Below are 21,121 nucleotides of genomic sequence, written 5' to 3' on the forward strand. Positions count from 1 at the left end.
CGCCGCAAGCCCCTTGCGTCACGGCTGTTCGAAGGTCGTCCGCACCAATGCGATCGATCAGCGGAGCCTAAACACTTTCGAGATAGGTCTCGATCTCGAAGTCGCTGACATTGAGGGCGAAGGTGTTCAGCTCCTGGCGTTTGCAGGCGACGAAGGAGTCGCGCAGGATCGCCGGAAAAATCTCCGCCACATGCGTCCCGCTTTCGAAGGTGGCGATCGCCGAGGCCCAGTCCGGCGGCAGCTTGGCCGGGACGACGCCTTGTCCGTCGCTGCCGGTCGGGTCGCCCGGCGACATCTGCCTTTCGATGCCGATCAAAGCCGCGCCCAGTATGGCGGCAAGCACCAGATAGGGATTGGCGTCCGCTCCCGACACGCGATGCTCGATGCGGCGCGCCCCGGTCGGGCCGCCGGGAATACGGATCGCGACCATGCGGTTCTCGTAGCCCCAGGCGACCGCGGTCGGCGCGTAGGAGCGCGGGCGAAGCCTGCGGTAGGAATTGAAATGCGGCGCGAACACCAGCGTGCTCTCGGCCATCGCCGCCAGCAGGCCACCGACCGCATGGCGCATGAGTTCGGAGCCCTGATCGGTGCCGTCGTCGAACACGTTGCGCCCTTCGGCGTCGATAAGGCTGAAATGGACGTGAAAGCCGTTGCCGGCGCGGTCGCCATAGGGCTTTGCCATGAAGCAGGCGGCAAAGCCGTGCTTGCGGGCAATGCCCTTCACCGTGCGCTTGAACAGCACGGCATCGTCGGCCGCTCGCAAGGCGTCGGCGACATGGTTCAGATTGATCTCGAACTGGCCGACGCCATTTTCGGCAATGGCCGTGTCGACCGGAATGCCTTGTGCCCGGCAGGCCTCGTAGACGTCATGGATGAAGGATTCGAAATCGTCGATCTCGTCGATCGACAGCGCCGCATCAGAATCGAGACGGCGCCCGGTCACCGGTGAGACCGGCCCGACCGGCCGCTGCGATTGTGGATCGACCAGATAAAATTCAAGTTCGGTCGCCGCGACCGGGGTCAGGCCGAGCGCCTTGTAGCGATCGAGGATGCGCGCCAGCGCCCGCCGGGGATCGCCGAGATACGGCGCGCCGCTTTCATCAGCGAGCCAGAGCGGGACGAGTGCCGTCGGATGCGCCGTCCAGTCCACCGGCAGAATGCCGCGTCCCGTCCATTGGCAGAGGCCATCGGCATCGCCGGTCGAGAAAACCAGCGTATTGCCTTCGATATCCTCGCCCCAGATGTCGAGCCCGATCAGCGAGTAGGGCATGCGCAGCTTGCCTTCCAGCGCCTTGCGGGCCTGCTCGACAGGAATGCGTTTTCCCCGCATGACGCCGTTGAGGTCGCACACCGCCGCCCTCAGGCTCTGGATGTCGCTTCTGCTTTCAAGCCAGCTCAAAACGTCCGCAATTGCATCGCTCAATTTAAAACCTCTGGTTTTCGAAAGTGCCTCAGCCTGATCGGCTGCACTGTCCCTGGTAAAAAATGCTTGTGAGTTTTCGGGAAGCCTATCCGGCCATTGCCGGAGAGTTTTCCTTATTTTTTCAAATCACTAAGCGGGATGTCGGGAGGCATTTTCAAAACCAATTGCGCGATCTGCGATCGCAACATAGAGGTAAGAATGCGGAAAGCCAAGGGGCATTCGGCGTGCCGGCTCGCCGCAGGGCAGGTGCGACCGGCCTCAGGGTAGAACGACTGTCGCCCTCCAATCCTAGCTTCTTGCGTCCGGAAATCTGGCCTGCCGTAAGATGTGTGCAGCACCTTCGTCGATGTCGCGGACGATGGCTGCGCGGGCGCGCGCCGCGTCCTGCGCCTCGATCGCGGCGACGACTTCCTCGTGATAGTCGATGTCGAGGATGGAGGAGAGGTCGTCCTCGAAGCCCATGGCGAGATTCCTGAGGAAGGGGCCCACCTGCATCCACACCGTTTCGATCAGGAAGATCATCTGCTCATTGCCGCAATGGCGATAGATCGAGAATTTGAAGGCGTAATTTTTCCTCAGATAGTCGTCGATATCGCCCTCGCGCGCCGCCAGGGTCAATTCGCTGCTGTGGCGTCGGATCGTCCGCAGATTGTTGCCGTTGATGCGTTTTATCGCGAGCTCTGTCGCCGAGCCTTCGAGGATCGTGCGCACGGCGGTCAATTGCGAGAACCGGTCGGCGGAAATGACAGGCACTTCGACGCTGCCGTTCGGCATCGGGCTCAGCGCCCGCAGCGCCTGCAGCCGCATGAAGGCGCTGCGCACTGGCATGTCGCTGGTGCCGAGTTCCTTGGCGAGCTTGCGCGAGGTCAGCTTCTGCCCGGGCGTGAACTGGCCGGACATCAGAGCCCGCACAAGCTCCAGATAGACCTTCTCATGCAGGGGCACGCTGTCGACGGCGCTCAACCCGAATTGTGTTCTGTCGGCCATTGGCGGGGGCGCTACTTCATTCGTTCTGAAATCTACCCTGACGACAACAGCCGCGGACAATCCCATCGGGCCGAGCATGGCGGGAAGCCGAAGCCAGCGATTTATCGGCGCATAATAGACGCCTCAATCGTCGCGCGGCAAGCCGTGTAGCCTGATGCTCAATCGAACTCGGCGCGGCGGGTCTCTTCGCGAATGGACTTCAGCACTTGCGCCTGAAGTTCCAGGACGTCGCGATCATGCTGGATGCCGGTCGGTCTTGGCCTGACGGCAGGCACCGCAATGCATTCCTTGATGCGACCCGGATTGAGGCCCATGACGAAGATGCGGTCGGAGAGATAGACCGCCTCCTCGACATCGTGGGTGACGAAGATCACGGTCAGGCGATGCTCCTGCCAGATCTGCATCAAGAGCTCCTGCATCTGGCCGCGGGTCAGCGCGTCCAGCGCACCGAAGGGTTCGTCCATCAGAAGCATCTTCGGCCGGTAGGACAAGGCGCGCGCAATGGCGACCCGCTGCTTCATGCCGCCGGAAAGCTGGCTCGGAAAGCTGTCGGCAAAGCGCGAAAGCTTCACAAGGTCGAGATGCTGGCGCGCCACCTCGGGAATGTCCTTGGCATCATGCCCGGTTTCGCGCAGCGCGAACTCGACATTCTGCAGCGCCGTCAGCCATGGCAGCAAGGTGTAGGACTGGAAGACGACGCCACGGTCGCGGCCCGGTCCGTTGATCGGGCTGCCGTCGACCAGCATCTCGCCTTGCTCATAGTCCTGCAGGCCGGCGATGATCGACAGCAGCGTGCTCTTGCCGCAACCCGATGCGCCGACCAGCGAAACGAATTCGTTGTCGCCGACTTCGAGGTTGATGTCGTCGAGCACCTTGATTGCCGACCGTCCGTTGATGAACGATTTTTGCAGATGCGAGATCTTCAGCTTGGGATACGCCTCCATGTCAGGACTTCCTCTCATATTTGAAGAAATGCCGACCCAGGAACCGCATGATCTGGTCCGTCGCCAGGCCCAGTATGCCGAGCACAAGTATGTAGCCGATCGCCATGTCGGTTTGCAGGTAGCGTTGGGCGACCGTGATCCGGTAGCCAAGCCCAGAATTGGCGGCGACCAGCTCGGCCAGCGTCACCCAGGTCCAGGCCCAGCCCAGCGAGATGCGCAGCGTGTCCCAGATCTGCGGCATCGCCGAAGGCACGACAATGCGCATCAAAACGCGCAAATCGCTCATCCCCAGTGTCCGTCCGAAGCCGATGAAGTCCGTGGGAACACGCTTGATGTTGTCCTTGAACATCAGCGCCTGCTGGAAATAGGTGCCGATCCAGATGATCAGGAATTTCTGGATGTCGCCGGTGCCGCTCCACAGGATGGTCAGCGGCACGAAGGCGACGACCGGCATGTAGCGGACAAAGTCCAGGAAAGGCTCGATCGCCGCCTCCCAGAAGCGGTAGGCGCCGATCAGGATGGCTGTCGCCAGCGCCATCACCGAGGCGAGGAGGAAGCCGATCATGATGCGGTAGACGCTGTTGCCGACATCGCTGGCCAGCGTTCCATCCATTGCCAGCTTTGTCAGCTTGGCGACGACGGCAAGGGGCGAGGGCAGGAAGATGGGCTTGGTCACGCCGAGCCCAGTCGCCAGGAACCACGCCGCGATGAAGAGCAGGAAGGCGCAGACGGTGATGAACAGATAGGTCGAGCCGGAGATCTCCGCCGCCATGCTCAGCAACGGCTTGCGCTGGGGACGTTGCGTGGTCTGCTTCGGGGCCGCTATGTCGGTCTGTATCGTCATTGCGATCTCGCCCCCAGGTTGGTGAAAGGTCTGCTGTTCGACAGGATGCGGTCGCGGATTTCCGAAACCGAATTCGCGTGCGCCATGAAGCCTTCATAGCGGGCGAAGGTGCGGGCGGCGGGCGCCAACCGTTGATAGGCCGCCTGCGACAGATAGGCGATCGAGGAGCGCTTCATGAAATCGAAGACGGACAGCGGCGAGGCCGTGTTGGCCCGCCCGCCCGTCGGCAGGACGTGGCTCGGTCCCAGCACGAAGTTTGCAATCGGGATTGCCGAATGCGGACCGAGCAGGATCTCGCCGGCATTCCTGATCTTCGGCAGCAGCTCGAAGGCCGATGTCGACAGTACGGCGAGATGCTCGGCCGCATAATCGTTGATGAAGTCGAACGCCGCGTCGATCGAAGGCGCCAGCACGATGCCGCCATTCCTGCCGTTGAGCACGGTGCGCGAAAAATCCGCGCGATAGTCTCCCATCGCCTCCCAGAACTCAGGCACCGCGGCGGCGATGGCTTCCGCCAGCGCCCGGTCGGTGGTGACGACGAAGGCTGACGAGTCTGGGCCGTGCTCCGATTCGACCGTCAGTTCCAATGCGGCGAGTGCGGCGGGGACCGAGTTGTCGGCATAGACCAGCAATTCGCTTGGGCCCGCCGGGCTGCCCGGGTCGATCCGGTTCGACAGAAGCTGGCGCGCCGCGCTGACCCACGGACTGCCGGGGCCGACGATCTTTGCGCATTTCGGCACGGTCTCGGTGCCGTAGGCAACCGCCGCCACCGCCTGGGCGCCGCCGCAGAGATAGATGTCCTCGATACCGATCAGCGAGGCGATGAAACGCGTGGCGGCATCGGCCGTGCCGTCCGGCCCCGGCGGTGTCACGATCACCACCCTTGCCACGCCGGCCACCTTGGCGGGCACCGCGGTCATGATCGCGCTCGACGGGAAGAAACCCTTGCCGCGCGGCACGTAGCAGGCGACGGAATCGATCGACGTCCAACGGTCGCCGATCAGCGCCCCTTCAGTTGCCTCGCTCAGCCAGAGATTGTCGGGCATCTGCGCCTCATGGAAACGCCTGACCTGCGCCACCGAAAGCCGGATCGCCGCGACGATCTCGGGGTCGAGTTCCTTCTCGGCGTTGGCGATCTGGCTCGCGGACACTTTCAACGCCGCGTGGTCCATCGTCACGCCGTCAAACCGGGCGGCAAGCTCGATCAGGGCATCGTCGCCCCTGGCCCGCACAGCGGCGATGATCGGTTCGACCTTGCGGATCGTGTCGGTGAGATCGGCCTCGGTCCGCTCCAAGAGGCGCGTGCGCGCCTCGGACGACATCGTGGCCAGGTCGTGGATTGCAACAGATGACATTCTCTTTCCTTCGTACTGTCGAAACGCCCTCAAGGGGCGACACGCGCGGCAAGCCAGCCGCCGTCGATATTGAGGATATGGCCGGTGATGAACTGGGCGTCGGGGCCGCACAGGAACAGGATGCCGCCGGCGACATCCTCGGCCGTGCCGAGACGCCGGATCGGCGTGGTTTCGATCATCGCGCGCCGGTACCAGTCGTCCGACGCGATCCGTTCGGCGACGATCGGCGTGTTGATGACGCCGGGCGCTACGGCGTTGACGCGGATCCCGTCGGCCGACAGGTCGGCGGCCAGCTGGCGCGTCAGTTGCGACAGCGCGCCCTTGGACGCGGCATAGGGTGCGGTGTTGGGAAAACCGACCTCGCCGAACACCGAACAGACATTGACGATAGAGCCGCCCGGCCTCGCCAGATGTGGAAGCATGTCGCGGGTCAGCCGCATCGCCGCGCGCACGTTGATGCCCATGACATGGTCGATCAGTTCGTCGCTGCTGTCGGCAAGCGCCTTGGGACCGGCGACGCCGGCATTGTTGATGAGGATATCGATGGTCCCGAACTGTGCCTTGGCAGCAGCTATGATCCGCGCCGGGGCATCGTCATCGGCGAGATCAATCGTCAGTTTCGGTTCCGCGCAGTCCGCCAGATAGTCCGCGTTCCAGTCGACTGAAAGCACCTCTGCGCCTTCGGCTTGCAACCGCCTGGCGGTGGCCAGGCCAATGCCGTTGCCGGCGCCGGTCACCACGGCGGTCTTCCCTTGAAATCGCCTTTCCATCGTCAGCTCTTTTTCCTGAGTTTCTAGATCGTCTGCCCGCCGTCGATCGTGAATTCCGACCCGGTGATGTATTCGCTGCCGGGCGACACGAGGAACGCCACGAGATGGGCGACCTCCTGCGGGCTGGCCAGCCGGTTGAGCGGCACGGAGGCTGCCATCGCAGCCAGGTTTTCGGCGGTGTTCTCGTCAAGCATCGGCGTGTCGACCAGGCCTGGATGCACCGCATTGACACGGATGTTGCGGCCGGCAAGTTCGCGCGCCGCGACCTTGGTCATGCCGCGGATCGCCCATTTCGAGGTCGAATAGGCGAAGGCGCCGCTGAAGCCTCTCAAACCGCCGGTCGAGCAGACGTTGACGATCGAACCGCCCTGCGCCGGCATCAGCGCCGCAGCAGTGCGCATGCCGAGGAACGTGCCCAACTGGTTGACGTCGGTGACGGCCTGGAAACCGGCGACGCTTTCTTCCAGGAATGCCACCGGATTGAAGATGGCGGCGTTGTTGACCAGCGCATCGATAGGGCCGAACCGCTGGGCAATCATGTCCGAAATCCCCACCCAATCGGCTTCATCAGCGACATCGAAGGCGGCCGACAGGATCTGGCCGGCGCCCGCGGCCTGTTCGCTCACGCCGGTGAACGACCGGTCGAGCGCGATCACGGTGGCGCCTGTCGACGCGAACAGCGTCGCGATCGCCGCGCCGATCCCGCCGGCGGCACCGGTGACGATTGCCGTTTTCATCTGGTCAGCCTGTTGTCGCCGGCATCCGCGGGCAGGGATGGCGAACGGCCCTTGCGCCACTGCCGCACATAGTCCTGGCATGTCGTGAAGCCGGCGCGCTCATGCGCGGCGACATGGCGGATGAATTCCTCGAGCATCAGCAGCCTGTGGCCTCGGCCCATGATCTGCGGATGCATGGTCACCACCATAACGCCGCTGCCGATGCGCTGATAGAGGAAGTCGAACTCGGCCTTCCAGATCTCCAGCACTGTCGACGGCGCGCGGCCGCCGGGCAAATAGCCCTTGTCGGTCGCCAGAAACTCGAAATGCGGAAAATCATCGAGATGCCAGGCGACGGGCATTTCGATGAGATCGACCGGCAGGCCGAAGCGGAATTCTTCTGTCGTCGACCACGCATCACCGATCCGGCACCAATAGGGCTCGTGGTCGTTGCCCATCATCGAGCTTTCATATTCGAAGCCGAGTTCGAGCAGCAATTCGATAGTGGACGGGCTGTTGTCCCAGGCCGGCGAGCGGTATCCGGATGGCCGGATGCCCGCGACCTTGTCCAGCGCCTCCAGGCCCCTCAGCAGGACGGTGCGCTCTTCCTCGCGTGTCAGCAGCACCGGGTTCTCATGAACCCAGCCATGATGACCGATCTCGTGGCCGCCATCGTGAAAGGCGCGCACGACCGGAGGGAAGGCGAGCGCCGAATGGCCGGGCACGAAGAAGGTTGCCGGGATGCCGGCGTGCTCCAGCACGTTGAGAATGCGGCGCGCGCCGATCGGATCGAGCTCGCCACGCGAAAGCATGCTCGGCGACGTCGCCTGATGGCTGCCGATCCATGTCGAATAGCCATCGAAATCGAACGTCAAGGCGACTTGAACGTCGGTGCTGGTCATGTCTGGATGTTTTCCCGCCATTGCGATGGGGAGGCAGGACTGTGATGGCCCTGCCTCCCGGTTCGCGGACGACTACTTGGAATGCGCCACGCTCGAGTCGATGGCCGCGTCGTAGGCGATGTCCTTGTCGATCAGCTTGGCCGCGATCGCCGCCTTGACGATGCCGGGATAGGTGTCGGACTTGAACACGCCGTTGAGCGCCTTCTGGCTTTCACTGACCGAATAATACGACACGCCGTCGAACGCCGTGACGAGGTCCGCCGGCTCGGCGCCGACGCCCTTGGCGATGATCGCGCGACCTTCTTCGGTGTGGGCGCGATAATATTCCAGCGCCTGGTCCCAGCTCTTCAGCATGGCCTGCACCTGGCCCGGCTTCTTCTTCAGCGTCTCTTCCGGTACGGAAAGCACGTCGCTGATCAGGCCGGGCGCCTCGCCGGCCTCGGCCAGCACCTTGATGTTCTTGTCGGCGCCGATGGCGGCCGAAATGTAGGGCTCATAGGTCACAGCAGCCGGCACGGTGCCGGAAATGATCGCGGTGCCGGCGCTTGCCGCCGGCATCGGCAGGACATTGACGTCGTCGATGGTCATGCCGTTCTTCTGCAGCACATAGTTAAGCAGCAGGTCGCTGGTAGAGCCGCGTTCGAAGGCAACCTGCTTGCCCTTGAGATCGGCCACCGTCTTGATGTCGCCATTGACAAGGATGGCATCGGCCTTGGTGCTGGCATCGAGCAGCAGCACGCCCTTGATCGGAATGCCGGCCTGCACCTTGGCCAGCAGTTGCTGGATGGATTCATTGTCGCCGTCGACCTGGCCGGCGGCAACCGCCGCACCCATGTCCTTGTCTTCAACGAAATTGGTCAGTTCGACGCCTTCAAGGCCATTGGCTTTGAAGAAGCCTTTTTCCTGGGCGATGTACCACATGCCGTAGCCGAGCCAGGGCGATATTGCGAGCTTGAACACGCCCGGTTCGACCGGCAGGTCCTGTGCTTTCGCCGGCGGTGCGGCGAACGGCAGTGCGGTGGCGAGTGCCAACAGGGCGACCGCCCCGACGAAATGTTTTCTCAATCCCATGATCCTGGTCCTTGTTCCCGAAGTGTGATGTTGAACTGTCGCTATGCCGTTGAAGCCGACGGGGCGGCGGGTTGGCTCCCGCTCTGTTGCTGTCGATCCCGGGCCGGCCGGCTCTTTGCCGACGCCAGATGCGTCAGCAAATTCTTGGTGATCCTGCCGACGTCGTTCATGGCGTCGCCGGTCGGCAAAGCGCCGCACCAGGCGACCGAACTCGCGCAAAAGATCAAACCGCCTGAAGGCAGGTGGCGCAGCGTCATCTCCGCGCAGCGTCGCGATGCGCGTTCCTCCGCGCCGCCCTCATACCAGCGCGTCGCGTCGTGGACGAAGCTGTCGGGAAAGCCGGTTGCGCGGGCAATGACTGTTGTATCTGGGGAGGTGCCAAGATGCGGATCGGTGGCATCGACCTCGTAGCCTGCCGCGCCGCCCAGCACGATGCCCTCGTCGCCGAAGGTTTCGTTGGCGACGCCGTCGAACAGCCATGCAGCGGAAGCTCCATGGCTTTCTGGCGTGCGCGTAAAAGGCCGCGAGCGGTCGAAACCCATCAGCGAGATGGCAACGCCGGTCAGCGAGAATTCGCCGCGCCCGCTGGCGCGCAGATGGCCGCCCGGCTGGTTGGTGATCGACAGCGACTGTTCGGCAATGGGGCCGTCCCAGGTGCGGCCTGCCTCGAGCGGCGAACGGCGCAGTTCCATCAGATCGCCCTGGAACGCCACCTTGCCGGCAAAGCCATTGCCACCGAGATAGGCGATGCTGCCGCCCGTCGCCGCGAACTGGCGCAGCGCATGCTCCATCTCGACCGACATGTATTCGGGATGGCTGCCGGTGACGACCGCCTGGTAGCCCTGCAAGCCGGCAACCCCCCGCTCATGCAGGTCGCGGTCAGTGATGAGATCGAAGGCGATGCCGTTATTGTGGCAGAAGCGCAGGAAATGCAGGTCGACCGGCAGATTGTGCGGGCAGCCGCAGAGCGGGTAATTGTAGTCGTCGCGCAGCGTCGCCTTCGGCTTCCTGGTGGATGCGATCGACACACCGCTGAGGTCGCTGTGGTAGTCGTAGAGCGACTTCAGATTGTTATCGATGGCGAAGCGATGGCCGCGATCTTCGCATATCCATTCATAGAGATGCGCCGGCAGGAATTCATCGGCGTAGGCGAGATAGGTGGCCGTCGGCACCAGGAACAACAGCGGCGCCTGGCGTGCGGTCGAGGTGATGAAGAAGACGACGCGCTCCGATCCCTCGTCATGGCCGACCTCGAAGGCATAGACGCCGGCTGCAGCCTCGGCGGGGATTTGCAAATGATATGAGGCGGGCCACTGCAACGCGCCCATGTCGTCGTCATGGCAATGCACCGCGTCGTAATGCGACGGCACCAGGCGCGGATCGAAGCTCGACCCATCCCAACGGCGCGAAGTCATGCAGAATGCCGGCTGGTTGACCGTCTCCAGAAGGAGAACGCCATCTCCACCGGTCGAGGCGATTGGACCGCCCTGCAGCAAGGTGGGGAAGGTCCAGGCGATGCGTCCGGTCGCGGTTTGCAGGGCGATTGCCGAGAACTTGGCATTGAGCGACCTGACATCGTTTGCCGCGCTGGCGCCGAAGACCATGTCACCGGACAGAGACCAGGGCCGATCGAACTGACGCCGCAGGCGAAACGGCGACAGGAGATCGTCGGAGGCGATGTTCAGGACCGTCCCGTCGCCATCGGATAAAATCTCGACCGTGAGCCAGGTGCTTGCCGGCAAGGTCTCGCCCGGTTCCAGCGGCTTGCCGTCATGGCCTGATGTCAGCCGACCGCCCTGCAGCCCAAGACGAAAGTTTCCGCAGTCGAAGAGCACGCGCGCGCCGTCATTGCGGGTCAAATAGACTTCGAAGGAAACGCCGCTGATGTCGGCGGCCTTGGCCAGTTCCGTCGCCGCGATCCTCAGGAAGGACCCATGATCGAAGTCGCGGTGCGACACGTCATTTCCGGTCGGTTCGACATGCCAGTCCATGAATTCGGCCGAGGGCGTGTCGAGCCGTACGATCCGCACAGTGCGCACCGGCCGCGACGACGAGACATGAAGCGCGACGGGCGCACCGGCCGCTGTGTGCCAGGGAACAGTGTAGCCTAAAACGGCCATGGCGCCATGATCGACGGGACGTTTCATCGCGGCAAAAATCCGCGCCGCGATCCGGGCCTGTGTGCGCTCTTGAATGGCAAGCTGGACAATTCTCTCGTACCCCTTTCTTTTTTGATTTACACTACGGGCATCGTTTCTTGGGGGTATATACCCCCATCGGGGTATGATTGGTGACAAAGTCCGTTTTTGAAGGTCTGGCGCTGGCCATCGACGCGATCGGCAAGCGCGAGTTCTATCCGGCTATCACCGAGTATCTGCGGCGCTGCCTCAGCTACGACAATGTCATCGTCATCGTTTTCTCGGGCACTGCGGTGCCGAGCGTGCTCTACAAGAAGATCTACGGCCCGGACGTGTTTCGCTATCTCGCCGAACAATATCTGCCGGCGGCCTATCTGCTTGACCCGATATATCATTTCCATCTGCGGCGCGGCGCGCCGGGGCTTTATCGTCTTCTCGACGTGGCGCCCGACCAGTTTCGCCGCAGCCGCTACTTCAAGTGGTATTACGGCCGGATCGGCATCACCGACGAGATATCGGTCGTGCTGCCGATCGACGAGAACGCCACCATCACCATCTCGATGGGCAAGGACGGTTCATCCGGCCAGGCCTTCGCGGCCAAGGCCGAGCAATGCCTGCGCGCGCATGAGCCGGCGATCATGTCGCTGCTGCGCGCCCACTGGGTCGCATCCGAGGCGCCGCCCGCGGTTGCCCCGCGCTCGATGTCGATCACCGACAGCCTGATCGCGGCGATGCGCAAGCACCACGATGTCCTGTTGAGCAAACGCCAGGCTGAAGTGGCGCTCCTCATCCTGCAGGGGCACTCCTCGCCATCGATCGGTTTGAACCTTGGGGTCAGCCCGCAGACGGTGAAGGTCTTTCGCAAGCAGCTTTACAACAAATGCAGCCTGTCATCGCAGGCGGAGCTGTTCGCCCTTATGATGCCGATCCTGGAGCGGGCGACCAGCCAGGTTCCCGAGCGCAAGGCGTCCTGAAAAGCCACCGGATCGCGCGCGATTGCCCGGGAGCAGACCGCCGGTCGCACAAGCTCTACCCTTCATCACAAATCTTGACTGTCGCGCACTTGCACGTCCGGCCGCTCTCTGGCTTTTTGGGGCACCCATCCGAACGGACTGATTCGCGTCATGCCGCTCGATTGCAATGTCCTAGAGGCAGTCTGCTTATGGGTCGTGAAGCGCGCGCAATTGGCGAAGGAGAAGCAGGCATGGCCGAGTTCAAGAAGCCGGAAATCTCCGAGATGAGACCCAAGATCACCGTTATCGGCGTCGGCGGCGGTGGCGGCAACGCCATCAACAACATGATCACGGAGGAGCTTCAGGGAACCGAATTCATCGCCGCCAACACCGATGCGCAGGCGCTGACCATGTCGAAGGCGACGCGGCTGATCCAGCTTGGCGCCCACGTCACGGAAGGATTGGGCGCCGGCTCGCTGCCGGAGATCGGCCGCGCCGCGGCCGAGGAATCGCTCGACGAGATTATGGATCATCTGGCCGGCACTCATATGTGCTTCGTCACCGCCGGCATGGGCGGCGGTACCGGCACCGGCGCTGCGCCGATCATTGCGCAAGCGGCGCGCAAGGCCGGCATATTGACGGTGGGCGTCGTCACCAAGCCGTTCACCTTCGAGGGCAGGCGCCGCATGCAGATGGCCGAGGAGGGCATCGAGCGGCTGCGCGAAGCCGCCGACACGGTGATCGTCATCCCCAACCAGAACCTCTTCCGCATCGCCGATGCCAAGACCACCTTCGCTGATGCCTTCGTCATCGCTGATCGGGTGCTTTATTCCGGCGTCAGCTGCATCACCGACCTGATCGTCAAGGAAGGCCTGATCAATCTCGACTTCGCCGACGTCAAATCGGTCATGCGCGGCATGGGCCGCGCCATGATGGGAACCGGCGAGGCTTCGGGCGAAAGCCGGGCGATGAAGGCGGCGGAAGCCGCGATCGCCAACCCGCTGCTCGACGAAGTGTCGATGAAGGGCGCCAAGGGCGTCCTGGTCTCGATATCGGGCGGCCGCGACATGACGCTGTTCGAGGTCGACGAGGCAGCCACCCGCATCCGCGAAGAGGTCTATGAGGACGCCGACATCATCGTCGGCGCCATCTTCGACAAGAGCATGGAAGGCCGCTTCAGGGTCTCGGTGGTGGCGACCGGTCTCGACCGTGCGCTCGGCATGGGCGACGCCGATGCCGGCATCGCGCACGACCGCGCCGCCCAGTCGCCATTGCGCACGCTGCAGTAAGCCGTAGGTTGGCTGGCGCAACGATCGCGGTCAGCTGTATCGATCTCTGTGCCGCTGCTGCTACAAGAATCCGTCATAGACGGTCCTCTATACTGGCAGTCCGTATCGTTCGAGCGACGAGAGGCGCGGCTTGGAATTTGACTTGAAAACCATCGAAGCGCTCGCGCCTGATCAGGCGTCGCTGAGCTCCGCTTCCAAGTTGACCAAGCAATCGAACTGGCCCCGGCTCGAAAAGAACGAACAGCTGGCGCTCATCTGGGGAGAATGCCAGGGCTCCGGCTCCAATCCCTATCGCGTGGTCGTCGACACCGGCGACCACGGCTACAAATGCACCTGTCCGTCGCGAAAGTTTCCCTGCAAGCACACATTGGCGCTGATGTGGATCGCCGCCACCACACCAGCCAATTTCACCGCCGCCGCCTCGACGCCGGAATGGGTGAATGACTGGCTCGGGCGTCGCCGGAAAACCACCTCGCAGCCGGCTGCACCGGCGCCCGGTGCGGGAGGCAAGAGCATTGGCGAGGCCTCGCGCGACGACGAAAGCGCAGACGTCGAGGACGCCGCCGCGATCGAACGTCGCGCGGCAGCCCAGCGCAAGCGCGCCGAGGATACGCGGTCCGCGGTCTCAGCGGCTCTGGATGAGCTCGATCAATGGATATCGGATCAGCTGCGGCTCGGCCTTGCCGGCTTTGTCGACAACAGCAGCGATCGTTGCCGCCGGATTGCCGCGCGACTGGTCGACATGAAGGCGACAGCGCTTGCCGGCCGCATCGATGAGATTCCATCCCGGCTCATGGGGCTGCGCAGCGAAGAGCGGCCGGACGCTGCGATCCGCGAGCTCGGCAAGCTCGTACTGCTGGCCAAGGCCTGGCGATCGACACCAGACGATGCCGAGCTGCGGCGGCTGGTATCGACTTCGGAAAGCCGTGAGCAGGTTCTGGCCAATGCGGATGCGATCCAGGTCGACAGCATCTGGGAGGTGCTCGGCGAGAAGATCGAGACGCGCCGCGACGGTCTTGTCAGCCATTCGACCTGGCTGCTCGACCTGAACAGCGCCAATCCGCGATTCGCCCTGCTGCTCGACTATTTCCCGGCCTCTGCCGGCCGCCGCTCCAACGCTTTCACGCCGGGCGATCGCTTCGATGCAAGGCTGGTGTTTTATCCGGCACGCCAGCCGCTGCGGGCGTTGGTGGTCGAGCGCAAGGGCGATGTCTCGTCGAGGGAATGGCCGGATTTCGGCTTTGACGCAGCCGATCCGCTCGCCGCCCATGTCGCTCACCAGGACACGGCGCCCTGGCTCACCGACTGCCCCGTCATGCTGCCGCCCGGCGCGATCCTGCTTGACGATCGCGGCGATGCCTGGTGGCAGTCCACTGACAATCCGCACGGCATCGCCTTGCCGATCGCGGATACCGTGAACCCGACGCTGCTTGGGCTGGACCTCGCGGCAACGGCAGCGCTCTGGAGCGGCAGCCGGCTTCATCTGCTGGCGGCGCAAAGCGGCTTCGGGAGGCTTGATCTGTCGTGAACGAGATCGAGCAGACCGGTTTGGCGACCATGCGCGATTGCTGGATTACCGGCGGAACCAGCTTTGACCTGGCTCCGGCCACGTGGAAGGACATCGCCGCCGGCGCAAACCCCGACGAGCGTGAGCGCCGGCTTTTGGCAATCGCTGCGCAAGCCCTCGAAATCGCGTTGCGGCCAGCAGCACCCAAGACGCTGAAGCGTCGCCCGCCGCTGCCGGAGCTTGCCTTGCCCATGCTGCCTGAGCGGTTGCGGCCGCTTTTGCGGGCAGCGCTGAAACAGGCCGCCGACGCAAGAGCCAAGTCGCGTGTGGTGGCTCTCGTCGCCAGCCGTGGTTTCGTGCTGCATCCGATGGACTGGATGCCGGCCGCGTCGGATCAGACCAGCCCGGATGTCTATGCGCCCTGGATCGATTGGCAGGCCGGCGTGGACGGCGAAAAACACACGAGACGTGAGCAACTGACGGCTGAGAATTGGGACGATTTCTATCCCGCCGCGCGCCGCAGTGCGCTGGCCGATATGCGCCGCACCGCGCCGGCTGTGGCCCGGCAACTGATCGAGACTAAGGGATCGGCCGAGCCGGCGGAGATCAGGCTTACGCTCATCGCACTCATGCACTTCGGCCTGGGCGCTGATGACGTGCCCTTCCTGAAGAGCCTGTCCGCCGATCGTTCCGGCAAGGTGCGCGAATTGGCCGGCCGGCTGCTGGCGCGGTTAGGGCAGCATGGCCAGCCAGGCGATAGCGGGTCGGAAAACCCGATAGCCGAACTCGCAGCCTTCATCACGGAAGGCAAATCCGGCTTCATCCGCCGCCGCACCACCTACACGCCGGCAAAGCTGAAATCGCCGGCGCAGGAACGGCGCCGCGCCGAATTGTTCGAGACCTGCAACCTGGTCGATCTTGCCGCCCGTTTCGGTGTCTCCGAATTCGACTTCATCGGCGCCTGGCAGTTCGGCGCCGACGACAATGTCGATATGCTTGTCGCCCGCATGGTCGCCGCGTCGGGCAGCGACGCCGCGGTCACGCATATGGCCGATACGCTTGTCGCTGAAGGCGGCAAGCCGGCGCTTTTCGTCCTCCATTTGATGCCGCGTCTGGACAGTCGCCGGCAGCGTGTCCTGGTCAGGCTGATCCTGAAGGACACGCAATATCTTGGTGCGCTCAGCCTGGCCGAGGGCGTCGAAGCAGGCTGGCTGGACTGGGCCGACCTGACAAACGGCAAGACGCTGCCGGCGCTGCGCTCCGCTGTCGCGGGAAACGATGACGCCGTGAAGCGCGGCGTCGACCAGCTTCTGGAAACGCTGGGCTTTCTCGCCACCGCGGCGACGGCGGAAAAACTGATCGGCGATGTCGTCGCGGCCGGCATGGCGCCGGCAGCACCTTCGCTCGGTCTTCTGCGCCTCAACGCATCCCTGACCGGGCCTTGAACCAACACATGATCCATGCGGAGAACAGCAAATGAACGCAGCCATCCGTCTTCCGGTCGAGCAGGCCTACGCCACTGAGCTACAGGCGCTCGCGCGCAATGACGACCGGCAAAGGCCTGCCGGCTGGAGCCTGTCGCCAAAGGCGGTGCTGACCTATCTGCTCGGCGGAAAGGCTGACGACGGGACGCTGATAACGCCCAAATATGTCGGCCGCCGCCGGCTGATGGAAACTGCGGTGGCGACCCTTGCCACCGATCGCGCGCTGTTGCTGCTCGGCGTTCCCGGCACTGCCAAATCCTGGGTGTCGGAGCATCTCGCCGCCGCCATCATGGGTGACTCGACGCTGATCGTGCAGTGCACGGCCGGCACCGACGAAAACCAGATCCGCTATGGCTGGAACTACGCGCAGCTTCTGGCCAAAGGCCCGAGCCAGGACGCGCTGGTGCCGACGCCGCTCTACCGCGCCATGCAGGACGGCAAGCTCTGCCGCCTCGAGGAACTGACGCGCATGGGCTCGGACGTGCAGGATACGCTGATCACCGTGCTGTCCGAAAAGATGATGCCGATCCCCGAACTCAACACTTCGATCTACGCCCAGCGCGGCTTCAACATCATCGCCACCGCCAACAACCGCGACAAGGGCGTCAATGAACTGTCCTCGGCGTTGAAGCGCCGCTTCAATGTCGTCGTGCTGCCTTTGCCCGAAGACATGGCAGAGGAAGTGGCGATCGTCTCCAAGCGCGTGGGCGAGATGGCCGGCGGTCTCGACCTGCCGGTGCCGAAGAACGTCGGCGAGGAGATCGCCCGCGTTCTGACCATTTTCCGCGAGTTGCGCTCCGGTGCAACGGCGGATGGCAAGGTGACGTTGAAGACGCCATCCGGTTCGCTGTCCACGGCCGAAGCGATCGCCACCATGGTCGGCGGCCTCAGCCAGGCGGCCTGGTTCGACAGCGGCAAGCTCGGCGCCGAAGGTCTGGCCGCCAGCCTCGTCGGCGCGATCGTCAAGGATCCCGTGCAGGACAAGCTGGTGCTGGAGGAGTATCTTGAAACCGTGCTCAAGAAGCGGCCCGACTATGCCGGCTACTACGCGGCTTTGAACGCAGCGATCTGACGCCATGGCATCAGGCGACGTTTCCTATTTCGGCATACGCCATCACGGACCTGGCTCCGCCGCCAGCCTGGTGCAGGCGTTGCAGGAGTTGAAACCGGTCGCCGTACTGATCGAAGGGCCGGCCGATGCCTCGGCGCTGCTGCCCTTGCTCGCCCGCCCCGAAATGCAGCCGCCGGTGGCGCTGCTGTGCTATCCCGAAGACGATCCGGCCTCGACGAGCTTCTGGCCGTTTGCCGAGTTCTCGCCGGAGTACCAGGCGACGCTGTGGGCCGTCGCCAACAACGCGACAGTGCGCTTCATCGACTTGCCGTCTTCGGCCCGGGTCGCACCGGTTGAGGCCACGGAAAGAGCCGATGCCGACGGAGCGGAAGCCAAGGTTGAGACCGAGATGGCGCCGCATCTGCGCGACCCGATCGGAACGCTGGCGCAGGCCGCCGGCTATGAGGATGGCGAGAGCTGGTGGGCCGACATCATCGAGCAGAACCCGCAACCCGGCCCCATTTTCGCGGCGATAGCCGACGCGATGACGACGCTGCGCGAGGGCGAAGGCCCGCTTGCCGAATTCGAGGCAAAACGCGAAGCGCATATGCGGCTGGAGATCGCCGCCGCGCGCAAGGAATTCGACGGGCCGGTTGCTGTCGTCTGCGGCGCCTTCCATGTGCCGGCGCTGCAGGCGGCACGACCGCAAAAGGAGGATCAGGCGGTGCTCAAGGGGCTTGCCCGGCGCAAGAGTACGATGACCTGGGCGCCATGGACCGGGCCGCGCCTGGCGCTCGGCTTTGGCTATGGCGCCGGTGTCGTCGCGCCCGGCTGGTGCAAGCATCTGTGGCAGACGCGTGGGCAAGGCGACGCCTCGGTCCTGTGGCTCGCGCGTATCGCATCGGTACTGCGGGCGAAGGGGCACATGGTCTCGACCGCCTCGCTGATCGAAGCCGAACGGCTGGCCCGCACGCTGGCCGTGATCCGCGAGCGGCCGAAGCCCGGTTTCGAGGAATTGCGCGATGCCGCGATCGCCGCTCTGTTCAACGGCGAAGCCATATTGTGGGCACTCGTCGAAGCCGAACTGCTGCTCGGCGCCGATGTCGGTGAAATTCCGCCCGACACTCCGCTGGCGCCGCTGATCGAAGATCTGCAACGCAACCAGAAGGTGGCGCGGCTGAAGCCCGAGGCGCTGGAGCGCGAATTGTCGGTCGACCTGCGCAGCGAAAGCGGGCTGTTCCGGTCGACCTTGCTGCACCGGCTGAACGTGCTTGGCGTGCATTGGGGCAGACTGACCGACAGCGGCCGCAGCCGCGGCACGTTTCGCGAGCGCTGGACGCTGGCGTGGGAGCCGGAATATGCCGTTCGCCTGGTCGAGAACCTGGTCCACGGGCCGACTATCGAAAAGGCGGCCAATGGCCGGCTGATCCAGATGATCGGCGCGGCGACCTCTCTCGATGCGTTGGCGGCCCTGGTTCAGGGCGCCATCACGGCCAATTTGTCGGAGGCCTCGACCGCGGGTCTGACGACCCTGGAGGAACGCGCGGCGCACAGCAGCGAGTGCCTGGAAATCCTGGCATCGGTGCCGCCGCTCGCCGACATCATCCGCTATGGCGAAGCCCGCAAGACGGAAACCACACGCCTGTCCGGCCTGCTGGAGCGGCTGATCGTCGAAGGCGGCATCGCGCTCCCTTACGCCGCGCGCGACCTCGATGCCCAGGCTTCAACGGCGCTGGTCGGCGCCATGCGCAAGGCCGACAAGGCGATCAAGCTGGTCGAGCCCGAACAGGACGTTCTGGACGCCTGGCGCAATGGACTGGCGGCCGTGCTCGATGGATCGCGGTCGACGGCGCTGGTGGCCGGCTGCGCCGCGCATCTGCATTACGAGGCCGGCCATCTGTCCGCCGAAGCCGCGGCGGGCCTGATTGCGCGGCGCCTGTCGCCGGGCACGCCGGTCGCCGAGGCCGCCGGATTTTTCGAGGGCTTCTTCAGCACAGCCGGTCAACGGCTGATCTATGACGAGGGCCTGCGTGGAGCCGTCGATGCCTGGCTCAAATCGCTCGACGAAGACGCCTTCATCGCGCATCTGCCGTTGCTGCGCCGGGTCTTTTCGCATCTGGACTCGATGGAGCGGCGGCGGTTGATCGAAGCGGTGCTTGGCCGCGCCAGGCGCCTGCCGGCCGGGCTGACGCCAACACCCAACGGCGACGAGGCCTGGCGCCGGCATCTGGAACGGCTTGGACCTCTGCTGATGAGCGGGAACGGCAATGGATGACGAGGCCGATATCAGCGAAACCGAGCCGGCCGGCGACGGACGGGAGCGCCGCTGGCGCCTGGCGATCGGCGCCGATGACGAGACGTCTTCAGCGCTGTCCGACAATGACAAGCGGCTGTCGGCAGCGCTCGATGCGCTTTACGGCGATGGCGCCGGCGATGCGGCTGCCTATCCGCGCAAGCGGCGCGGCGGGCTTGGTCGCTCGGCGCCGAAGGTGGCGCAGTGGATGGGCGATATCAGGTCGTTCTTTCCCGCGCAGGTCGTGCAGATCGTCCAGAAGGATGCCTTCGAGCGGCTCAATTTGAAGCAGATGCTGATGGAGCCGGAATTCCTCAAGGCGATCGAGGCCGACGTCAATCTCGTCGCCGACCTGATCTCGCTGCGCTCGGTCATGCCGGCCAAGACCAAGGATATTGCGCGCACCATCATCGCCGAAATCGTCGCCAAGCTGATGCAGCGGCTGGAGCAGAAGACAGCCGAGGCGATCCGTGGCGCGCTCGACCGGTCGCAGCGGACCAACCGCCCACGCCAGCGCGACATCGACTGGCCGCGCACCATCTCGGCCAACCTTCGCCATTACCAGCCCGAGCACAAAACCATCGTTCCGGAGAAGCTTGTCGGCTTCATGCGCAAGCAGCGCAGGCTGGTCGATCTGGATGAGGTCGTGCTGTGCGTCGACCAGTCGGGTTCGATGGCAAGTTCGGTGATCTACGCCTCGATCTTCGCCGCGGTGATGGCCTCCTTGCCGGTGGTGCGCACTAAGCTCGTCTGCTTCGATACGGCGATCGTCGACTTGACCGAGGAACTCAGCGATCCGGTCGAAGTGCTGTTCGGCGTACAGCTCGGCGGCGGCACCGACATCAACCAGGCCGTCGCCTATTGCGCCGATCGCATCGAACGGCCGACCAAGTCGCATATGGTGCTGATCACCGACCTCTATGAAGGCGGCAATGGCCAGGAATTGCTGCAGCGGCTGGCAGCATTGGTTCGCTCCGGCGTCAATGTGGTGGTGCTGTTGGCGCTGACCGACCAGGGCAGGCCGGGCTATGACCCGAAGATGGCCGGTTCGGTGGCAGCGCTCGGCATTCCGGTCTTCGCCTGCACGCCGGATCTGTTTCCCGACATGATGGCGGCGGCCTTGAGACGGGAAGATGTCGGCGCATGGGCGGCAGGCGCCGACATCAAGCTGGTTCGCGCCGAGGACGACAGTCCGGCGGCCGACGCGTAAGGCGCACTCGACCCGGCGTCATCAAAAGCGGCAATCCAAAAGCAAGTTCGAAAGCCCGCAGTGCTGAAACGCACGCCGGAGGGCTTGCTCGTATCCCACTCAATGACATCGCCAGACGAACGGCCGAAGCCTGCTTCGGCCGTCATGTCGTGATTTGCACCAATCGATCGCTTGACTCTGATCT

At 64.1% G+C, this 21,121-nt stretch carries 17 protein-coding genes; 7 read left to right on the top strand and 10 right to left on the bottom strand.

Features of this window, described 5'->3' with window-relative positions; translation table 11 throughout:
- Nucleotides 1-67 precede the first annotated feature (67 nt).
- From AC1DX4_RS14910 to AC1DX4_RS14955, 10 genes are all read right to left on the bottom strand, one after another.
- Nucleotides 68-1,423: a glutamine synthetase family protein gene (locus AC1DX4_RS14910; protein WP_477221026.1), complete on the bottom strand. Its 1,356-nt coding sequence runs from the start codon at nucleotides 1,421-1,423 to the stop codon at nucleotides 68-70.
- A 288-nt stretch (nucleotides 1,424-1,711) separates the two neighbouring features.
- The gene (locus tag AC1DX4_RS14915; RefSeq protein WP_477221027.1) at nucleotides 1,712-2,410 is read right to left on the bottom strand and encodes a GntR family transcriptional regulator; all 699 of its coding nucleotides are present in this window, start codon (nucleotides 2,408-2,410) and stop codon (nucleotides 1,712-1,714) included.
- A 158-nt stretch (nucleotides 2,411-2,568) separates the two neighbouring features.
- A complete protein-coding gene (locus AC1DX4_RS14920) occupies nucleotides 2,569-3,354 on the bottom strand; it encodes an ABC transporter ATP-binding protein (RefSeq protein WP_477221028.1) in 786 nt (261 codons plus the stop codon).
- Nucleotide 3,355: 1 nt separating this feature from the next.
- Nucleotides 3,356-4,126 (bottom strand): ABC transporter permease, encoded by a 771-nt coding sequence (locus AC1DX4_RS14925; protein WP_477221099.1) that lies wholly within the window; start codon nucleotides 4,124-4,126, stop codon nucleotides 3,356-3,358.
- Nucleotides 4,127-4,194: 68 nt separating this feature from the next.
- The gene (hisD, locus tag AC1DX4_RS14930; RefSeq protein WP_477221029.1) at nucleotides 4,195-5,553 is read right to left on the bottom strand and encodes a histidinol dehydrogenase; all 1,359 of its coding nucleotides are present in this window, start codon (nucleotides 5,551-5,553) and stop codon (nucleotides 4,195-4,197) included.
- A gap of 29 nt (nucleotides 5,554-5,582) precedes the next feature.
- Complete coding sequence (locus AC1DX4_RS14935; protein ID WP_477221030.1) at nucleotides 5,583-6,323, bottom strand: SDR family NAD(P)-dependent oxidoreductase; 741 nt, start codon at nucleotides 6,321-6,323, stop codon at nucleotides 5,583-5,585.
- A gap of 23 nt (nucleotides 6,324-6,346) precedes the next feature.
- Nucleotides 6,347-7,060: an SDR family NAD(P)-dependent oxidoreductase gene (locus tag AC1DX4_RS14940; RefSeq protein ID WP_477221031.1), complete on the bottom strand. Its 714-nt coding sequence runs from the start codon at nucleotides 7,058-7,060 to the stop codon at nucleotides 6,347-6,349.
- A complete protein-coding gene (locus AC1DX4_RS14945) occupies nucleotides 7,057-7,941 on the bottom strand; it encodes a polysaccharide deacetylase family protein (protein WP_477221032.1) in 885 nt (294 codons plus the stop codon). Before AC1DX4_RS14945 ends, AC1DX4_RS14940 begins: the two co-directional genes overlap by 4 nt.
- A 72-nt stretch (nucleotides 7,942-8,013) precedes the next feature.
- Nucleotides 8,014-9,012 (bottom strand): ABC transporter substrate-binding protein, encoded by a 999-nt coding sequence (locus AC1DX4_RS14950; protein ID WP_477221033.1) that lies wholly within the window; start codon nucleotides 9,010-9,012, stop codon nucleotides 8,014-8,016.
- A 41-nt stretch (nucleotides 9,013-9,053) separates the two neighbouring features.
- On the bottom strand, nucleotides 9,054-11,159 hold the full coding sequence (locus AC1DX4_RS14955; RefSeq protein WP_477221034.1) for a N,N-dimethylformamidase beta subunit family domain-containing protein: 2,106 nt from the start codon (nucleotides 11,157-11,159) through the stop codon (nucleotides 9,054-9,056).
- Between the two features lie 143 nt (nucleotides 11,160-11,302).
- On the opposite strand from AC1DX4_RS14955, the gene AC1DX4_RS14960 reads away from it, so the two are divergent.
- The 7 genes from AC1DX4_RS14960 (at nucleotide 11,303) to AC1DX4_RS14990 (ending at nucleotide 20,937) form a co-directional block, all read left to right on the top strand.
- On the top strand, nucleotides 11,303-12,124 hold the full coding sequence (locus AC1DX4_RS14960) for a helix-turn-helix transcriptional regulator (protein ID WP_477221035.1): 822 nt from the start codon (nucleotides 11,303-11,305) through the stop codon (nucleotides 12,122-12,124).
- A gap of 230 nt (nucleotides 12,125-12,354) precedes the next feature.
- Nucleotides 12,355-13,392, top strand: a complete 1,038-nt coding sequence (gene ftsZ / locus AC1DX4_RS14965) for a cell division protein FtsZ (protein WP_477221036.1) — start codon at nucleotides 12,355-12,357, stop codon at nucleotides 13,390-13,392.
- 142 nt (nucleotides 13,393-13,534) lie between these two features.
- The gene (locus AC1DX4_RS14970) at nucleotides 13,535-14,920 is read left to right on the top strand and encodes an SWIM zinc finger family protein (protein ID WP_477221037.1); all 1,386 of its coding nucleotides are present in this window, start codon (nucleotides 13,535-13,537) and stop codon (nucleotides 14,918-14,920) included.
- Nucleotides 14,917-16,344, top strand: a complete 1,428-nt coding sequence (locus AC1DX4_RS14975; RefSeq protein ID WP_477221038.1) for a DUF5691 domain-containing protein — start codon at nucleotides 14,917-14,919, stop codon at nucleotides 16,342-16,344. Before AC1DX4_RS14970 ends, AC1DX4_RS14975 begins: the two co-directional genes overlap by 4 nt.
- 31 nt (nucleotides 16,345-16,375) lie before the next feature.
- Nucleotides 16,376-17,455, top strand: a complete 1,080-nt coding sequence (locus AC1DX4_RS14980; RefSeq protein WP_477221039.1) for an ATP-binding protein — start codon at nucleotides 16,376-16,378, stop codon at nucleotides 17,453-17,455.
- A 4-nt stretch (nucleotides 17,456-17,459) separates the two neighbouring features.
- On the top strand, nucleotides 17,460-19,709 hold the full coding sequence (locus tag AC1DX4_RS14985) for a DUF5682 family protein (protein WP_477221040.1): 2,250 nt from the start codon (nucleotides 17,460-17,462) through the stop codon (nucleotides 19,707-19,709).
- Nucleotides 19,702-20,937 carry a VWA domain-containing protein gene (locus tag AC1DX4_RS14990; RefSeq protein WP_477221041.1) on the top strand — a complete coding sequence of 412 codons (1,236 nt, stop codon included), beginning with the start codon at nucleotides 19,702-19,704 and terminating at the stop codon, nucleotides 20,935-20,937. The genes AC1DX4_RS14985 and AC1DX4_RS14990 overlap by 8 nt, the downstream gene beginning before the upstream one ends.
- Nucleotides 20,938-21,121: the final 184 nt, after the last annotated feature.

The sequence above is a fragment of the Mesorhizobium sp. P3_A8 genome (assembly GCF_056402995.1).